The sequence below is a fragment of the Nocardioides fonticola genome, from assembly GCF_039536805.1.
Classification (GTDB): Bacteria; Actinomycetota; Actinomycetes; order Propionibacteriales; family Nocardioidaceae; genus Nocardioides; species Nocardioides fonticola.
Genome location: NZ_BAAAZH010000003.1, coordinates 18045 through 35116, shown reverse-complemented (window position 1 = coordinate 35116; position 17072 = coordinate 18045). Strand labels below are relative to the sequence as shown.

Sequence of the window (17072 nt, the reverse complement as noted above, 5' to 3'; positions counted from 1 at the left end):
TGAGGAGTCCCCATCAGCGCTCGCCGTACCGTCGCGATCATCGGCACCCGCGGCTACCCGAGCTACTACGGCGGTTTCGAGACCGCCGTGCGCAAGCTCGCACCCCGTCTCGCGGACGCGGGCTGGGACGTCGTCGTCTACGGCCGGCCGGGACAGACGAAGGAGGCGGATCCCGACCGCGATCCGCGGATCCGCACCGTGGCCACCCGGGGCGTCGACTCGACCTCGCTCAGCACCCTGACCTTCGGTCTGACGGCCTGCCTCCACGCGTTCTTCCATCGACCGGACGTCGCCCTGGTCATGAACTGCGCGAACGGCTACTGGCTGCCGCTGCTGCGCCTGCGCGGCATCCCGATCGTCCTCAATGTCGACGGCATCGAGTGGGAGCGCCAGAAGTGGGGCACGTGGGCCAAGCGGGTCTTCCGCTGGGGCGCCGTGCTGACGGCGCGATTCGCCAACGCGCTGGTGTTCGACGCCCACGCGATCGGCGACTACTGGCGGCGCACCTTCCGCCGCGACGGCTACTTCATCCCCTACGGCGGCCAGCCGGTGGGCGAGCTTCCGGTCGAGCCCGGGTTCACCAGCGGGGAGTACGTGCTCCTCGTCGCCCGCTTCGTGCCGGAGAACACGATCAACGAGTTCCTGGACGCTGCCGAGACGATCGCCGAGCATCACCCCGTCGTCCTCGTCGGCACGTCGGGAGCCGGCAACGAGATCGATGCACGCGCCGAACGGCTCGACGCCGAGAATCCGAACATCCACTGGATGCGCCACATCAGCGACGACCAGCGGCTCTTCGCCCTCTGGCAGCACGCGGGCGTCTACTTCCACGGCCACAGCGTCGGGGGCACGAACCCGGCACTCGTCCAGGCGATGGCCTGCGGCGCGCGGATCGTGGCACGCGACACGGTCTACAACCGCGAGGTGCTGGCCGATACCGCCGTCTACTGCGCGGGCACTCCCGAGTCGATCGCCGAGACCGTGCTGGGGCAGATGGCCACCACCGACGACCGGGGGGAGCGCGCCCGCGACCGCGGGGCTCGGCTGTACAACTGGCCGGACGTCTGCGCCGACTACGAGCGAGCCATCGCCGAGACCGCCGAGAAGCGGCCTCGGGTCGCCTACGTCGAGGCCTGAGAGAGCCGTCCCTCAGTCGAGCAGGCTCAGCAGGTACGTCCCGTACCCGCTCTTCACCAGCGGCTGGGCGAGCTCGGCGAGCCGGGCGTCGTCGATGAAGCCCATCCGCCAGGCGACCTCCTCGGGCGCGCCGATCTTGCTCGACTGGCGGCTCTCGATGGCGCGCACGTAGTTGGCGGCGTCGTTCATATCGTCCACCGTCCCGGTGTCGAGCCACGCGCTGCCGCGCGGCAGCACCTCCACCTGGAGGCGTCCCTGCTCGAGGTAGATGCGGTTGAGGTCGGTGATCTCCAACTCCCCGCGAGCCGAGGGCTTCAGGTCGCGGGCGTACTCCACGACGCTGCTGTCGTAGAAGTACAGGCCCGGGACGGCGTACGGGCTCTTGGGCTTCGCCGGCTTCTCCTCGAGGGAGATCGCGCGGCCGGCCTCGTCGAACTCGACCACGCCGTAGGCGGTCGGGTCGGCCACGCGGTAGCCGAAGACCGCGGCACCATCGAGATCCTCGAAGCGCCGCAGCCGGGTGCCCAGGCCGGCGCCGTAGAAGATGTTGTCGCCGAGCACGAGGCCCACCCGGTCGTCGCCGACGTGGTCGGCGCCGATGATGAAAGCCTGCGCCAGTCCGTCGGGCGAGGGCTGCTGGGCCCACGTGATCGAGATGCCGTACTGCGAACCGTCGCCCAGCAGCCGCTGGAAGGCGGCCGCCTCGTGCGGGGTGGTGATCACCAGCACGTCCTGGATGCCCGCCAGCATCAGCGTGGAGAGCGGGTAGTAGATCATCGGCTTGTCGTAGACCGGCATCAGCTGCTTGCTGATCCCCAGAGTGATGGGGTGGAGGCGCGAGCCGGTGCCGCCGGCGAGGATGATCCCTTTCACGTTCCGAATGCTAGAGATCGCGATACCCCAGCGGGCAGGCTCCCTAGCATTCGGGCATGGATCACATCCTCGTGACGGGCGGCGCCGGCTTCATCGGCTCGAACTTCGTGCACTTCCTCGTCGAGCACACCGACGCGAAGGTCACGGTCGTCGACAAGCTCACCTACGCCGCCAGCCGCGAGTCGATCGCCGACCTGCCGGCCGATCGGGTCTCCCTCGTGGTCGGCGACATCGCCGACCAGCCGCTCATGGAGCGCCTCGTCGCCGAGCACGACGCCGTCGTCCACTACGCGGCGGAGTCGCACAACGACAACTCGCTGGCCGACCCCTCCCCCTTCGTGCACACCAACCTCATCGGCACGTTCTCGCTGCTCGAGGCGGTGCGCAAGGCGGGCACGCGGCTGCACCACATCTCCACCGACGAGGTGTACGGCGACCTCGAGCTCGACGACCCCGAGCGCTTCACCGAGTCGACCCCCTACAACCCCTCCAGCCCCTACAGCTCCACGAAGGCGGGCTCCGACCTGCTCGTGCGGGCGTGGGTGCGCAGCTTCGGCGTGCAGGCCACGATCTCGAACTGCTCGAACAACTACGGCCCCTGGCAGCACATCGAGAAGTTCATCCCCCGTCAGATCACCAACGTCATCGACGGCGGCCGCCCCAAGCTCTACGGGGCCGGGCAGAACGTGCGCGACTGGATCCACGCCGACGACCACTCGTCGGCGGTCTGGACGATCCTCACCACCGGCCGTATCGGGGAGACCTACCTCATCGGCGCGGACGGCGAGCGCAACAACCTCGACGTCGTCCGGCAGATCCTGGCTCACTTCGGCCGTCCCGAGGACGACTTCGACCACGTGACCGACCGGGCCGGCCACGACCTGCGCTATGCCATCGACTCCACCAAGCTGCGCACCGAGCTCGGCTGGTCGCCGCGCTTCGGCGACTTCGAGAAGGGTCTGGCCGACACCATCGAGTGGTACCAGGCCCACGAGGCCTGGTGGCGGCCGCACAAGGACGCCGTCGAGGCCTCCTACGCCGCGAAGGGCCAGTGATCGTGAGCGAGCTGACCGTCGAGACCACAACGATCCCCGGGCTGCTCGTCGTCCGCATGCCCGTGCACGGCGACGACCGCGGCTGGTTCAAGGAGAACTGGCAGCGGGCGAAGATGACCGCGCTCGGCCTGCCCGACTTCGGCCCGGTGCAGAACAACATCTCCTTCAACACCCGGCGCGGCGCGACCCGCGGCATCCACGCGGAGCCGTGGGACAAGTACGTCGGCGTGGCCACCGGCCGGGTCTTCGCCGCCTGGGTCGACCTGCGCGCGGGCGACAGCTTCGGTGCGACCTTCAGCGTGGAGATCGACCCCGGTGTCGCGGTGTTCGTGCCGCGCGGCGTCGGCAACTCCTATCAGGCCCTGGAGGACGGCACCGCCTACACCTACCTCGTCAACGACCACTGGCGTCCGGGTGTCACCTACCCGGCCCTGGCGCTGGACGACGCCACGGCCTCCATCCCGTGGCCGATCCCGCTGACCGAGGCCGACATCTCCGAGAAGGACAAGGCGAACCCCACGCTGGACGCCGTCGTCCCGATGCAGCCGCGGCGCACGCTGGTGGTGGGCAGCAAGGGTCAGCTCGGGCGGGCGCTGCTCGACGTGCTGCCCGACGCCCACGGCGTCGACCTCGACGAGTTCGACATCACCGACCCCGCGGCGGTGGCGGCGTTCCCGTGGAGCGAGTACGGCACGATCCTCAACGCCGCCGCGTTCACCGCCGTCGACGTCGCCGAGACGCCCGAGGGACGCCGTTCGAGCTGGGCCGCGAACGCGGTCGCGCCCGCCCTGCTGGCGCAGGCGGCCATCGAGCACGGCCTGACGCTGGTGCACTACTCCTCGGACTACGTCTTCGACGGCACCGCCGAATTGCACGACGAGTCCGAGGGGTTCGCGCCGCTGGGCGTGTACGCCCAGACCAAGGCGGCCGGCGACATCGCCGTGGGCGTGGCACCGCGCCACTACGTGCTGCGCACCTCCTGGGTGGTCGGCGAGGGCCGCAACTTCGTGCGCACGATGCAGTCGCTGGCCGAGAACGGCGTCTCGCCGAGCGTGGTCGACGACCAGTACGGCCGACTCACCTTCACCACCGAGCTGGCCCGCGCCACCCTCCACCTGCTCGCGGTGGGAGCGCCCTTCGGCACCTACAACGTGACGAACGCCGGACCCACCATGAGCTGGTGCGACATCGCCCGCGAGGTCTTCGTGCTGTGCGGCCGATCGGCCGAGGACGTCTGCGCCACCGACACCGCCACCTACGGTGCCGGCAAGGACCTCTCACCGCGCCCCGTGCACAGCACCCTCGACCTCAGCCGCATCGAGGCCACCGGCTTCGTGCCGCAGGACGCGCGGGAGGCGCTGAAGGCCTACCTGGGCCTCTGACCCGCGCGGGCCCGCCGGTGGTTGAGGTGCGACGAGCGCCAGCGAGGAGCCTCGAAACCCGGTGAGACGAACAGCAGCGGCAGGGACAGCCGCCTACCGCCGCGTCAACCCGTTCAACGCCGGGCGCACGTCGGCGAGGTACACGAACGCGGCCACCGTGAAGGCGATCCCGAGGATGCCCGTAAACCCGATGGGGAGGCGCAGCACCATTCCCAGGAAGTGCAGCACCACGCCCAGACCGAGGATCAGGCTCCACGCCGGCTTGGTGAGCTTGCCGGCGGCCTCGTAGGACTGACTGGAGAAGGTGAGCGCGCTGATGAACGCGAACAGCTTCACCACCAGCAGCACCGCGAAGATGACGAGCATGATCGTGGACTGGATCTCGAAGACGCGCACGGCTCCAGCCTAGTCGGCTCCGCCGATCGGGCTGCCGAGAACGCCACGAGGGCCGGACGTCGAGCGTCCGGCCCTCGCGGGCAGTGCTGGGTGATGCCGGGTGGTGCGGTGATCGGAACCGATCAGGCGTCGATGCCGGGGATGACCTCGGCAGCCGCCTCGACGACCGGCGCGGCCTTCTTGGCGGGGGCCTTCTTCGCCGGAGCCTTCTTGGCGGCGGCCTTCTTCGCGGGCGCCTTCTTCGCGGGCGCCTTCTTCGCCGGAGCCTTCTTGGCGGCGGCCTTCTTCGCCGGAGCCTTCTTGGCCGGGGCCTTGGCCACCTCGGCGGCGTCCTCGACGACCTTCGCGGCCTCCTGGGCGAGCTCCTGCTTGCGCAGGCGGGCGACGACGACCTCGCCGCGCTTGGCCAGGTCGTCGTAGGCGGCGGTGGCGGTGGCGACGTTCTCGGTGAGGGCCGACTGCACCTTGGTGGGCAGCGCGGTGGCCTGGGCCTGGAGCTCGGCGACGCGGGCCTCGATGGCGGCGCGGCGGGCCTTGGCCTCGTCGGTGAGCGTCTCGACGCGGGTGTTGACCACGGTGGTCGCCTGCGCGCGGACCTTCTTGGGCTCCAGGTCGATGCCCTGGACGGCCTTCTGCACGTCGGCGACGCGGGTGAGGACGTCGGCCTGCACCTCGGCGATCTTCTTCTGCACGTCGGCGACGTACTCGGTGACCGACTCGCGGACGGTCTCGACCGCGAGGTCGACGGCGCCGGCGCCGGCGTAGAGGGTCTTGGTGGCCTCGGTCTTCAGATCGAGGGACTTCAGGGTGATGGCCATGGTGTCGGCACTCCTATCGATGTCCGGCGCACGCCGGACGGGTGGGGATGGGTCCGACGGGCGCCGGACCGCGGCGGGTCAGGAATCGGTGGGGGGCTCGTTGATGGCGAGGAACGACTGGTAGACGTCGAGGAGGGACTGCTTCTGCCGTTCGGTGAGGGCGGTGTCGCCGAGGATCGCCAGTTCGACGCTCCCGCCGACGCCGTCGTCCGGGCTGACGATGCCGGCCCGGAGGTAGAGCTGCTCGGCGGAGATGCGCAGTGCCTTGGCGAGCTGCTGGAGCACCTCGGCCGACGGCTTGCGCAGACCGCGCTCGATCTGGCTCAGGTAGGGGTTGGAGACCCCGGCCTGCTCGGCGAGCTGACGCAACGAGAGCTGCGCCGAGGTGCGCTGTTCACGGAGGTACTCGCCGAGCGAGCCCACCGTCTTCGACACCTTGCCCTTCGCCATACCGCCCATGGTGCTAGCTGTAGCTAGCAGAAGCCAACTCCGACGCTTGTGCAACCGCTCACATGCCCTGCATAACGGCCCCTACGGCCTGCGTGCAGCTGCAAGCACGACCGGTCGCCCCGGTGCGAGCGAAGCGAGCCCCTCCGGTCGTTGAGGTGCGAGCGCAGCGAGCCTCGAAACGCCCGGAGGCGACCGCCGGCGGTACCCGAGGTCGTTCGTCTCACCGGGCTTCGAGGCTCCTCGCTGGCGCTCGTCGCACCTCAGCCCCCGCCGGACGCCGGTGGCTGAGGTGCGAGCGCAGCGAGCCTCGAAGCCCCCGCACCCGATCGCCGACAACGCCCGGGGAGGCCACCTCGCCTACCGTGACCCCATGCCCCACACCGTCGTCGCCGAGATCGTCCGCAGCGGGTTCATCGAGGGACGCCATCGCGGCAGCGTCGTGGCCCTGGCCGCCGACGGCTCGGTCGACTGGGCGGTCGGCGATGCCGACGCGCCGATCCTCCCGCGCTCGTGCAACAAGCCGCTCCAGGCACTGGCCATGGTGGAGCTCGGACTCGACCTGCCGCCCGATCTGCTGGCGCTGGCCTGCGCGTCCCACTCCGGGGAGGCGTTCCACCTCGACGGCGTCCGACGCATCCTGGCGGGCGCCGGACTCACCGAGACCTCCCTCCAGACCCCGCTCGACTGGCCCTACGACGAGGCCGAGAAGGAAGCCGTGCTGCGCAGCGGCGGCGAGCGCAGCCGCATCGCCATGAACTGCTCGGGCAAGCACGCCGCGATGCTGGCCACCTGCGTCCTCCGCGGCTGGTCGACCGACGACTACCTCTCCCCCGACCACCCGCTCCAGCAGGCGATCGTGCGCACCTTCGAGGAGTCGACCGGTGAGCCGATCGCCGTCCTTGCGGTCGACGGCTGCGGCGCTCCGCTGCTGTCGACCTCCCTGACCGGGTTGGCCCGGGCCCTCCGTGGTCTGGCGGTCGCCGAGAGCGGGCCGCGCCGCCAGATCACCGAGGCGATCCGCACGCATCCCACGTGGGTCTCCGGTACCCGTCGCGACGAGGCCGCCCTCCTGCAGGCCGTACCGGGCGCGATCGGCAAGCTGGGCGCGGAGGCCTCCTACGTGGTGGCCCTCGCCGACGGCCGGGCCGTCGCGCTCACCATCGAGGACGGCGCCGACCGGGCCCGCCCGATCGTCATGGTCGCCGCATTGCGGCGCCTCGGCATCGAGAACGAGGTGCTCGACCGCATCGGCACCCATCCGCTGCTGGGCGGCGGGATGCCGGTGGGCGAGATCCGCGCAGTTCTCTAGCGGGCGACTGTGCCTTGGGGTAGTCCTGCGCCTCTCATCTTTCCGGCGTACTTCCACCGCCTGCGAGTCTGCTCCAGTGCGGGTCGCTCGATGAAGTAATACCCGATGATTCCCGCGACGAGTGCCGCTCCGAACCCCCCGACGACCGACAGCCAGGGGTAGACCAAACCGAACTTGCTCATCAGCGCCGGCACAGCGGGCGCGACGATGGGATGGAACAGGTAGAGCGCGTACGAAGCGTCACCGCCGATGAGAAACCAGCGAGGGAGCCGTGCCCCGATGGTGGATTCGGCGACGAGGGTCAGTAGGAAGATCGTAGGGGCGAGCAGGTAGTGGGAAGGGGATGGAGATCCAGTCGCCGCGCTGGCTGAGGACCAACAGGCCGCAACCGTCACTGTGGCGATTGCGAGCATCCGAATAGGGCCATCAAGACGCTTCGTCCACAGCGCGCCAATCCACATTCCCATGACGAAGTAGAGGAGAACTCCACTGAAGTAGAAGGTCCATTCGCCCCTAACGTCGCCGGGAAGAGCAAACCCGCCGATCGCGACCGGAAGAAGAACCGCAGTCGAGAACAAAGCAGGGCGTCTCGAAACTCGCATGCCTATCGCGAAGATGATGTAGAAGAAGACCTCGAAGATAAGGGTCCATCCAACGCCCAAGAGCGGTCGGAGCTCGCCGTCGGCGTTGTAGGACGGAAGGAAGAAGTACGAGGAAAGGACCGTCTGAGGGGATAGCGCCGCATGCAGGACCGCGCCAGGGACGACGACCATGGTCAGGAGCTTGACAGTTGTCGCAGTCCAGTAGAGCGGTACGATCCGCGTCCCCCGCCTGGCGGAGAAGTACTTCCAGCCGTCATCTTTGCCCACCAAGTCTTGGGTGGACACCACCATGACGAAGCCACTGATCACGAAGAAGATAGGTACTCCGATCTCTCCGAAGTGCCACGTCGGGAACGAAGGATCCAATCGCTCGCCAGCGTAAAAGGTCGCGTGCGTCACCACGACGAGACCGGCGGCAACGAACCGCAACCCTTGGATCCCATTCAGCCGATCTCGCCGATGATCATTGGCCTGCTGCATAGAGCCCTCCGCGAGACTTCAGGGGACGGCCGAAAACCTATCAGCGCTCGCACCAGTAAGTGGCGCGAACGAACGAAGATTTGGGGTGGCAGGATGACGCCCGTGTCCGCACCGACGAAGCCCTGGCCCCAGCACTGCCCGACGCCGCGCGAGCTCGACGACCTCGAGCTCCTCACCACGGGTGCGCTGGCGCCGCTGACGCGCTTCGACGAGCCGGGCAGCCCGGTCACCCTGACTCTGCCGGACGCCGTCGCGGCGGCAGCAGCCGAGGCGGGCGGCGTGGAACTCGTCGACCCTGAAGGATTGCCGCTGGCCCGGGTCGCCGTGCCGGGTGGCGAGATCGAGACGCTGACGCACCCCCAGTACGGCCCGTTCCGCCGGCTCTACCTCTCCCCCGCCCAGGTGCGCGAGCGGTACGCCGGGCGCGCGGTGGTGCCGGTGGCCGACCCGCTGAGCGAGGCCGACCTGGCCGCCATCGGCGAGCGGCCGGTCGTGCTGCTGGCCCTGGTCGGCGTGGGCACGCCGAGCCTGCCCGCCGTCGCCCTGCTGCGCGCGACGCTCGCCGCGGCCGAGCTGCTCGCCGACGCCGTCGTGGTCGCCGTCCCGTTGGCCGCACACGGCGACGCGGAGGCCGATCACGCCCTCGGCGTCCAGGTGGTGGCCACCTACGCCGGCGACGACGTCGTCCTACCGCTCGGCGGTGACGACAAGGGCGACCTGCCCGCGACGATCGCCGCGATCGTCGAGCAGGCCGCGCCGGCGGCCGACGAGGTCGGCCTCGTACTCTTCTTCACCGGCCTCTCCGGCAGCGGCAAGTCGACGCTGGCCCGCGCGCTGATGGACCGCATCCTCGAGGCGGGCGAGCGCACGCTCACCTCCCTCGACGGCGACGTCGTACGGCGCAACCTCTCGGCGGGCCTGACCTTCTCCAAGGAGGACCGCGAGACCAACATCCGCCGCATCGGGTGGGTGGCCGCCGAGATCGCCCGCCACGGCGGGGTGGCGGTGTGCAGCCCGATCGCCCCCTTCGACGAGACCCGCCAGCAGGTGCGGGCGCTGGTCGAGGCCGCGGGCGGCGCCTTCTTCCTGGTCCACGTGGCGACCCCGCTCGAGGAGTGCGAGCGCCGCGACCGCAAGGGCCTCTACGCCAAGGCCCGCCGCGGCGAGATCCCCGAGTTCACCGGCATCTCCTCCCCGTACGAGGAGCCGGAGGACGCCGACGTGCGCGTCGACACCACGGGCCGCACGATCGAGGACGCCCTGGACGACGTGGTCGTCGCGCTGCGCGAGGCGGGGTTCCTCGACCTGTAGGCCCTCCCGCTCGCCCCGGTGCGAGCGAAGCGAGCCTCTCCGGTCGCCCCGGTGCGAGCGAAGCGAGCCTCGAAACGCCCGCACCCGAGGAGCTACCGGTACCGCAGGGCGTTCGACTCCCCGGGTCTCGCGGCTCCTCGCTGGCTCTCGTCGCACCTCGACCACCGGACTACCCCGCACCCGCCCGCCGACGTCCCTGGCCGGCTCAGCCAGCCAATCCCGATCACCTCGATAGGCAATACCGAGAACAGCAGGAATCTCCCCTATCCTCGACTCCGCGGATCGACCAGGGTGCGGTCGCCGCGCACTAGGAGATCTCCATGAGCGAGCTGCTCACGTGGACAGCTGTGTCCATCGTCGCCGCCGGCTTCTTCGTCGGCATCGTCGTCGGCCTCACCGGCATGGGCGGCGGGGCTCTGATGACCCCCGCCCTCATCTTCCTCGGCGTCGGCGGCGGCGAGGCCGCCACCGTCGTCACGGCCGACCTGACGGCTGCCGCGGTCTACAAGACGGGCGGTGCGATCGTGCATGCCCGCGAGGGCCAACCGAACTTCCGGCTGGCAGGCTGGCTGATCGCTGGTTCGGTGCCGATGGCCTTCCTCGGCCCCTTCGCGATCCATCACTTCACCACCGATGAGAAGCAGCTCGACACCGTGCTGAAGGAGGCGATCGGCTTCGCGCTGATCTTCGCCGCCCTCACCTACGCCCTGCGCCTCTACGTGAACCTCCGCCGCGTCCGCAGCGGCGGCCCGGTGGGCGACCCCGACCCGGCCGTCCGACCGATCCCGACGCTGCTGGTCGGCATGCTCGGCGGAGCACTCGTCGGCATCACCAGCGTAGGTTCGGGCTCGGTCATCATGATCGCGCTGCTGATGCTCTACCCGGGCCTCTCCGCGCTGCGCCTGGTCGGCACCGACCTGGTGCAGGCGGTGCCCCTCGTGCTCGCCGCCGCGCTCTCCAACATCTCCCTCAACGGCCTCGACTGGTCGATCACCATCCCGCTGATCATCGGCTCCGTGCCCGGCACCCTGCTGGGCAGCACCATCGCGCCGCGGGTACCGCAGTCGCTGATCCGCCGCGGCATCGTGGTCGTGCTGACCATGTCGGGCGTCGCCCTGCTCGACAAGGCGGGCTGGGCGCCCCTGGGCAAGGACACCACCCACCCGGTGCTGATCGGCGTGGTCGGCATCGTGACCGCCGTGCTGCTGCCGCTCATCTGGGGCGTGCTGCGCAAGCAGCAGGGACTCCCCTACTTCGGGGCCCCCACCGTGGCCGAGCTCGACACCTGGACCTACGGCGGCGCCCGCGCCGCCTCGAGGTCCGACGCCCAGGCCGGGGTCGAGAAGAGCTGACCGCGGCCCGTGGTCGTCGTCCCACCCCATCCCTAGGGCCTCGAACTCCGGCTCGGATTGCCTAGGCTGACCTCATGTACCGGCTCCGCAACGGCGTCCAGAACTACTCGTGGGGATCGCCTGACGCGATCCCGCGCTTCCTGGGCGAACGGTCGGACGGCACCCCGGTGGCGGAGGTGTGGATCGGCACCCACCCGCTCCAGCCCTCCACGGCTGTGAGCGCCGACGGCGAGACCAAGGCGCTGGCCGATCTGACCGGCGATCTGCCGTTCATGCTGAAGGTGCTCGCCGCCGATCAGCCGCTCTCGCTCCAGGTGCACCCGAGCAAGAGCCAGGCCGAGGACGGGTTCGCCGAGGAGGAGCGCGCCGGCATTCCCCTCGATGCTCCGCACCGGGTCTACAAGGACGACAACCACAAGCCGGAGATGGTCTACGCGCTGACCACCTTCGACTCCCTCATCGGCTTCCGACCGACCGTGGAGATCCTGCGCGTGCTCGCGCCTCTGGAGACCCCCCTCACCAAGCGCCTGGCCGACGACCTGCGAGCCGACCCCGGCTTCGCCGGCATCGTGCGCCGGCTCGAGTGGCTGCTGAGCTCGGAGGTGACCGAGGCCGAGGTCGGCGAGGTCGTCGGCGCCTGCCGTGCCCTGGGCCGTCTCGGCATGGACATCAAGCGCGCCTACTCCACGGCGGTCGAGATCGCGGAGTACTACCCGGGCGACGTCGGCGTCATCATCTCGCTGATGCTCAACCGGATGACCCTGCAGCCGGGCGAAGCCGCCTACCTCGGCGCCGGCATCATCCACGCCCACCTCAAGGGCCTGTGCCTGGAGGTGATGGCCTCCAGCGACAACGTGCTGCGCGCCGGCCTGACCACCAAGCACGTCGACCCGCACGGCCTCGTGACCTGCCTGGGCACCACCGGCATGGCGCGCATCGCCCGGGTCAATCCGGAGTTCGCCCTCGCCGACACCGAGGTCTTCTCCCCCGCCGACGTCGAGTTCGCCCTCGCAGTCACCCAGGTCTCCCACGCCGACCCGGACGGCGTCCCTCTGGTGACGACCCGGAGGTCGATCGTCATCTGCACCGGCGGCGAGGTGGAGCTGCGCAACGGGGACGGCCAGTCACTGCGCCTCCAGCGGGGCGAGTCGGCGTACCTCAGCCCCGAGGACACCGACTGCGTCGTGGTCGGTCTGGGTGAGATCGCGCAGGCCTACGAGCCCGCCCGACGCGCCGTGCACTCGCGGCTCGTCGACGTCGTCTGACCGATCTCCCGAGCGCCCGACCGCTGGCTCCGGTCAGTCCCGCCCGTAGATGTCGCGGGTGTAGACCTTGCTGGCCACGTCGTCCAAGGCGTCGGTGCGCCGGTTGGCGACGATGATGTCGGCGCGCTTCTTGAACTCCTCGAGGTCGCTGATGACCTCGGAGTTGAAGAAGAGGTCGTCCTCCAGGGTCGGCTCGTAGATGACCACCTCGACGCCCTTGGCCTTGATCCGCTTCATCACACCCTGGATGGAGGACATGCGGAAGTTGTCCGAGCCCTCCTTCATGATCAGCCGGTAGATGCCGACGGTGCGCGGGTTGTGGGACAGGATGTCGGCGGCGACGAAGTCCTTGCGCGTGGTGTTGGAGTCGACGATCGCGCTGATGAGGTTCTGCGGCACGTGCCGGTAGTTCGCCTGGAGCTGCTTGGTGTCCTTGGGCAGGCAGTAGCCCCCGTAGCCGAAGCTCGGGTTGTTGTAGTGGTTGCCGATGCGCGGGTCGAGGCCGACGCCCTCGATGATCTGGGCGGAGTCGAGCCCGCGCATCGCGGCGTAGGTGTCGAGTTCGTTGAAGAAGGCGACCCGCAGTGCGAGGTAGGTATTGGCGAAGAGCTTGATGGCCTCCGCCTCGGTGGAGTCGGTGAGCAGCACCGGCACGTCCTTCTCCAACGAACCCTCGAGGAGCAGATCGGCGAAGCGCTTGCCGACGGCGCTGCGGGAGCCCACGACGATGCGGGAGGGGTGCAGGTTGTCGTAGAGGGCTCGGCCCTCGCGGAGGAACTCCGGGCTGAAGACGATCACCGCGCCCGGGTGCACCTCGCGCATGCGCGAGGTGAAGCCCACCGGCACGGTGGACTTGATGATGATGGCGGCCTGGGGAGCGACCTCGAGCACCTGCTCGATCACCGCCTCCACCGAGCCCGTGTTGAAGTAGTTGGTCTGGGGGTCGTAGTCGGTGGGTGTGGCCACCAGCACGAACTCGGCGCCTGTGTAGGCCGCGGCGGGATCGGTCGTGGCCGTGAGGTCGAGGTCGCGGGAGGCCAGGTACTCCTCGATCTCGGCGTCCACGATCGGCGACTGTCGAGCATTGACCTGCGCGACCTTCGCCTCGTCGAGGTCGACAGCCCACACCTCGTGGTGCTGAGCGAGGATGACCGCGTTGGACAGTCCCACATAGCCGATTCCGGCGACTGCGATCTTCACGAGAGGTCTCCCTGTGCGGCGGGCCCGGCGGGCTCGGTGTCGGGCTGATTCTAGGGATGGGCGCACTCGACCCGCAGCAGTCGCGGCTCGGCCTCCTGTGACGTCAGTCCCGCAGGAGCGGCACGAGCAGCGCGCTCACGACGTTGACATTGACCGCGATGAGGTCGGCGACCTCACGGTGGACCTCGGGCGAACGACCGATCGGGTCCGGCACGTCCTGTTCGATGCCGGCCGCCTGACTGCGATGCCGAGCCGCATACGCCAGTAGGTCCTCGACCGTGTAGATGGGTGCGTCCTGCTCGACGGCGTACCGGCACAGGTAGGCGAACTCGAGCAGGGTGAAGGCGCGCTTCATCGCGCGCGGTTGCTCCTTCAAGACATCGGCTCGCACCTCGCGGGTCATGGCGAGGATGAGGTCGGCATCACCCGCGATCTGAGCGTCGACCCGGCGCGCGACGAATCCGTCCGGGTCTCCGCCGAGACGCATCAACTCGGCCGCGGCGTGGGGCTCCATGGGCTGTCCGGTCAATCCTCGGACGCCAGCCGAACTGACGACTACGGAGGTGTCATTTCGAACTGGCCTCAGCCGCTGGTCGAGGAGCCGCTCAGCAAGAGGCGACCGGCAGATGTTCCCGACGCAAGCCGTGAGGATTGCGAATGAGCGCTCGTCTTTGGAACCGGACTCCATGAGGTCAACCGTAGACAGTCGCAAGGTGCGGCGTGCCAGGGCATCCAGGCCAAGATCGAGATCGGTCATGGGAGCCCGGCTCGAGACCTGCGTCTCGGTCCATCTTCGAGGATCGGCGAATTGGGACCGTCCGTCAGCCGTACAGTCCATGCAGGCGCGAGAGACGAGGAGGGCGCGAGATGAATCTGCAGACCTGGGCCGCCGTGAGCGTGATCATCAGTGCGCTGCTGCTGAATCGACCGCAGCGCCTCGTCATGCTTGTGATCCTCCTGTGGGCAATCGTTCCCGGCGTAGCCGGGCACCAACTCACCGGCATGGTCATTGGAACTGCGACTCCGATCCCGCCAGTCCATCCCGTCACCGTCCTGGCGGCGGTCGCTCTGCTCCTCCAGGTGGTGTTTCGTGGTCCGACCGCGCTCAGTGCTTTGAGCACCAAGCGTGGCCCCATCGCCGCCATCACCCTCGTTGTTGCAAGTGCCGTTGGCCAGACCGTGTACCTCGGGAGCCCGAACGGCACCGCCTTGATGCTGGACCAGCTCGCCGGAGGGCTCTTCCTCTACCTGTTGATCGTCATCGCGTCTTCGACCGCACCCCGCCTGCTCCTCCAGGCTGCCCGCCTGTGGGTTGTACTGGCGGCGAGCGAAGGCGTCTTGGGGCTCCTGGTGAAGTCCGGAGCACTGACGCAGCCATTCGAGTCCGACTTCCAGAAAACGGTGTGGTACTCCCTTGGGACGGGACGCCAGAGCGGGACCTTTGATCACCCGCTAGCCCTGGCACTGTTCTGCGCCATGGCTGTGCCGCTCCTCGTCTTCATCAGGTCGTCGGTGATCCAGTTGGCACTGCTCGCGGGAATCACGTCTGGGGTTGTCGTGTCACAGTCGCGAACCGGACTCCTTCTCCTGGTGCTCGGCGTCCTCTACCTTGCGATCGCAAGTTCGCAGAGCATCGGCCGAAAGTTCGTGATCGCCGTCGGAACTCTCGCTGGAGGGGTTTACGTGGCCGGCACCTCGCTCTTCGCCGAGACGCAGGGCCGGTTCGTTCAGGACAGCGGAAGTGCGGCCGCCCGTGGACTCGCTCGAGCGGCGTTCGGTCGGCACTGGGAATCGTTCTTCGTGTTCGGGGACGGCTCCGGCTCCAGTTATCGATTCGCCGCTGGCGAACGCCTTCCCAGCAGCCTTGAGAACGGCTGGCTGATGTACGCCGTGGATTACGGTCTGCTGACCACCCTGCTCCTCTTTCTCGCGTTGATCGGGCCAGCCCTCGTCTCAGGCAAGCGGAATGCTCCCTTCACGATCAGCCTCCTGATCGGAGCCTTCTCGGTAGCGTCGTATTCCTCGATCGCGACCGACACCATCGCCGGCCCCGCCCTGTTCGTTGCGGCAGCCCTCGCAGCGCTCGCTCCGAGAAGTTCGCTCGGCGAGTCGGAGGCGGGGTTGCTCGAAGCCGCAGCCGACAAGAGTGCGACGGCTGCACGGCCGAGAGTCAGCTACCCAGTCGCGCCCTGAGCGAGTCCAGTCCTCGCACCAGAAGCGCGAGATCCGACCGACGGATACCGTAGAACCGCGACATCGACAGGCCGAAATATCGTCGACAGAAGACGATGTTGAGGTTGCCGGCGACAGCGTTCCCGGCAACGGTCGCCCACGCCGCTCCGGCCCCCCCGTACGTGGGCACCAGGATCAACACGAGTCCGAAGTTGACTGCTGCGGCTGCGGCCACCGCGATGCTCCGGAGGCCCGGACGGCCCCAACCACTCATGCCAGCACCACAGATGGAGCCAGGATTGCCGACCACAATCCCGAGAACGAGGATTGCGATGATGATCCGAGAGTCGGCGAAGTCAGCCCCGAAGAGCGGTTCGACCAAGAGCCAGGACGCCGAGAGCACGAACAAGCCCAGCGCAGTCGTCAGAAGAGTCGAGAGCCGGGCGAAGGACACGACCCTCTCTTCATTGCTGTCTCCCGCCTCCGTGGCGAGCATGATGTCCTTCAGCGCCAGGTTCAGTACAAGCGCGACCTCGGCGATGCTCACAGCCACTGCATAGAGGCCCAGCTCCGTCGAGGATGTCAGGGGAACCATGAGCAGCTGATCGAGCCGCAAGAGAAGCGTTCCCGCCAATGAGCCCGACCAGTACCTGACGCCGAAGCCCAGCATGTCGAAGGACGGGCGCTCGGGTCGCGGGAATACTGAACCGCGGTGCGCACTGAAGGTTCCCAGGTACGTGACCGCTCCCAACGCCATGGAGCCTGCAATCGCGGTCGCAGCGGTCAGAACCGAGAGGTGACCGAAAGCGAAGAGAAGCGAGATCGCGACCAATCGCGAGCTGGCGGTCGTCAGCTTCTCGGCAGACACCCTGCCCCATGCATGGATCCCCATCGCCGCACCTCGGATGGACCCGATCGCCAGGCACCATGGCAAGAGAAAGAGCGAGATCCAACAGGCATGGCGGGCGGCGTCAGTGCGGAGAGAGGGGGAGACCACAACAGCGAGAAGGATCGCGACGATGACGCCGACCCCGGTAAGGATGATGATCGCCTGTCTCGTCAGTCGCCGGTCAACGCAGCCCGCGCGCGCAGTGAGGAAGACCACCGCTTCCGGAAGTCCGAGCGTGGCGGCAGCCACCGCCAGCATGAACGGGCTGGTCGCTCCGGCAAGATCGCCACGCTCTGCAACGCCGAGGCCCCGCGCGAGCATCGGCGCGGTGAGGATGGCGACGGCAGGTGCAGCCAGGTTGCCGACCACGCCCGCAAGTGA

Annotated in this window: 16 protein-coding genes; 8 read left to right on the top strand and 8 right to left on the bottom strand. The window is 68.7% G+C overall.

Features of this window, described 5'->3' with window-relative positions; genetic code table 11:
• Positions 1–12 precede the first annotated feature (12 nt).
• Complete coding sequence (locus ABD671_RS02165) at positions 13–1137, top strand: DUF1972 domain-containing protein (protein WP_344731685.1); 1125 nt, start codon at positions 13–15, stop codon at positions 1135–1137.
• Between the two features lie 12 nt (positions 1138–1149).
• Here ABD671_RS02165 and rfbA read toward each other — a convergent pair whose 3' ends face one another.
• The gene (gene rfbA / locus ABD671_RS02160) at positions 1150–2010 is read right to left on the bottom strand and encodes a glucose-1-phosphate thymidylyltransferase RfbA (RefSeq protein ID WP_344731562.1); all 861 of its coding nucleotides are present in this window, start codon (positions 2008–2010) and stop codon (positions 1150–1152) included.
• Between the two features lie 56 nt (positions 2011–2066).
• On the opposite strand from rfbA, the gene rfbB reads away from it, so the two are divergent.
• Complete coding sequence (gene rfbB, locus ABD671_RS02155) at positions 2067–3065, top strand: dTDP-glucose 4,6-dehydratase (protein WP_344731561.1); 999 nt, start codon at positions 2067–2069, stop codon at positions 3063–3065.
• 2 nt (positions 3066–3067) lie between these two features.
• Positions 3068–4447, top strand: coding sequence for a sugar nucleotide-binding protein (locus ABD671_RS02150; protein WP_344731560.1), 1380 nt, complete (start codon positions 3068–3070; stop codon positions 4445–4447).
• A 93-nt stretch (positions 4448–4540) separates the two neighbouring features.
• Here ABD671_RS02150 and ABD671_RS02145 read toward each other — a convergent pair whose 3' ends face one another.
• From ABD671_RS02145 to ABD671_RS02135, 3 genes are all read right to left on the bottom strand, one after another.
• Positions 4541–4843, bottom strand: a complete 303-nt coding sequence (locus tag ABD671_RS02145; RefSeq protein WP_344731559.1) for a DUF2516 family protein — start codon at positions 4841–4843, stop codon at positions 4541–4543.
• 122 nt (positions 4844–4965) lie between these two features.
• Positions 4966–5661 carry a hypothetical protein gene (locus ABD671_RS02140; RefSeq protein WP_344731558.1) on the bottom strand — a complete coding sequence of 232 codons (696 nt, stop codon included), beginning with the start codon at positions 5659–5661 and terminating at the stop codon, positions 4966–4968.
• 78 nt (positions 5662–5739) lie between these two features.
• Positions 5740–6111: a helix-turn-helix domain-containing protein gene (locus tag ABD671_RS02135; RefSeq protein ID WP_344731557.1), complete on the bottom strand. Its 372-nt coding sequence runs from the start codon at positions 6109–6111 to the stop codon at positions 5740–5742.
• Between the two features lie 370 nt (positions 6112–6481).
• On the opposite strand from ABD671_RS02135, the gene ABD671_RS02130 reads away from it, so the two are divergent.
• Positions 6482–7420: an asparaginase gene (locus ABD671_RS02130; protein WP_344731556.1), complete on the top strand. Its 939-nt coding sequence runs from the start codon at positions 6482–6484 to the stop codon at positions 7418–7420.
• Here the strand turns inward: ABD671_RS02130 and ABD671_RS02125 are convergent.
• On the bottom strand, positions 7417–8502 hold the full coding sequence (locus ABD671_RS02125; protein WP_344731555.1) for an acyltransferase family protein: 1086 nt from the start codon (positions 8500–8502) through the stop codon (positions 7417–7419). The two genes, ABD671_RS02130 and ABD671_RS02125, sit on opposite strands and share 4 nt — an antisense overlap.
• 102 nt (positions 8503–8604) lie before the next feature.
• Here ABD671_RS02125 and cysC point away from each other — a divergent pair, with 102 nt between their 5' ends.
• The 3 genes from cysC (at position 8605) to manA (ending at position 12430) form a co-directional block, all read left to right on the top strand.
• Positions 8605–9813, top strand: a complete 1209-nt coding sequence (cysC, locus tag ABD671_RS02120) for an adenylyl-sulfate kinase (RefSeq protein ID WP_344731554.1) — start codon at positions 8605–8607, stop codon at positions 9811–9813.
• Positions 9814–10133: 320 nt separating this feature from the next.
• Positions 10134–11165 (top strand): sulfite exporter TauE/SafE family protein, encoded by a 1032-nt coding sequence (locus ABD671_RS02115; RefSeq protein ID WP_344731553.1) that lies wholly within the window; start codon positions 10134–10136, stop codon positions 11163–11165.
• A 74-nt stretch (positions 11166–11239) separates the two neighbouring features.
• Positions 11240–12430: a mannose-6-phosphate isomerase, class I gene (gene manA / locus ABD671_RS02110; RefSeq protein ID WP_344731552.1), complete on the top strand. Its 1191-nt coding sequence runs from the start codon at positions 11240–11242 to the stop codon at positions 12428–12430.
• 33 nt (positions 12431–12463) lie between these two features.
• On the opposite strand, the gene ABD671_RS02105 is transcribed toward manA, so the two are convergent.
• Both ABD671_RS02105 and ABD671_RS02100 read right to left on the bottom strand, forming a co-directional pair.
• Positions 12464–13630, bottom strand: a complete 1167-nt coding sequence (locus tag ABD671_RS02105) for a nucleotide sugar dehydrogenase (RefSeq protein ID WP_344731551.1) — start codon at positions 13628–13630, stop codon at positions 12464–12466.
• Between the two features lie 103 nt (positions 13631–13733).
• Entirely contained in the window at positions 13734–14387 is a 654-nt protein-coding gene (locus ABD671_RS02100) for an arsenate reductase/protein-tyrosine-phosphatase family protein (protein WP_344731550.1), read from the bottom strand.
• A 110-nt stretch (positions 14388–14497) separates the two neighbouring features.
• Between ABD671_RS02100 and ABD671_RS02095 the strand changes: the two genes are divergently transcribed.
• Entirely contained in the window at positions 14498–15823 is a 1326-nt protein-coding gene (locus ABD671_RS02095; RefSeq protein WP_344731549.1) for a hypothetical protein, read from the top strand.
• On the opposite strand, the gene ABD671_RS02090 is transcribed toward ABD671_RS02095, so the two are convergent.
• Positions 15801–17060 (bottom strand): oligosaccharide flippase family protein, encoded by a 1260-nt coding sequence (locus tag ABD671_RS02090; protein WP_344731548.1) that lies wholly within the window; start codon positions 17058–17060, stop codon positions 15801–15803. The genes ABD671_RS02095 and ABD671_RS02090 overlap by 23 nt on opposite strands.
• Positions 17061–17072 lie beyond the last annotated feature (12 nt).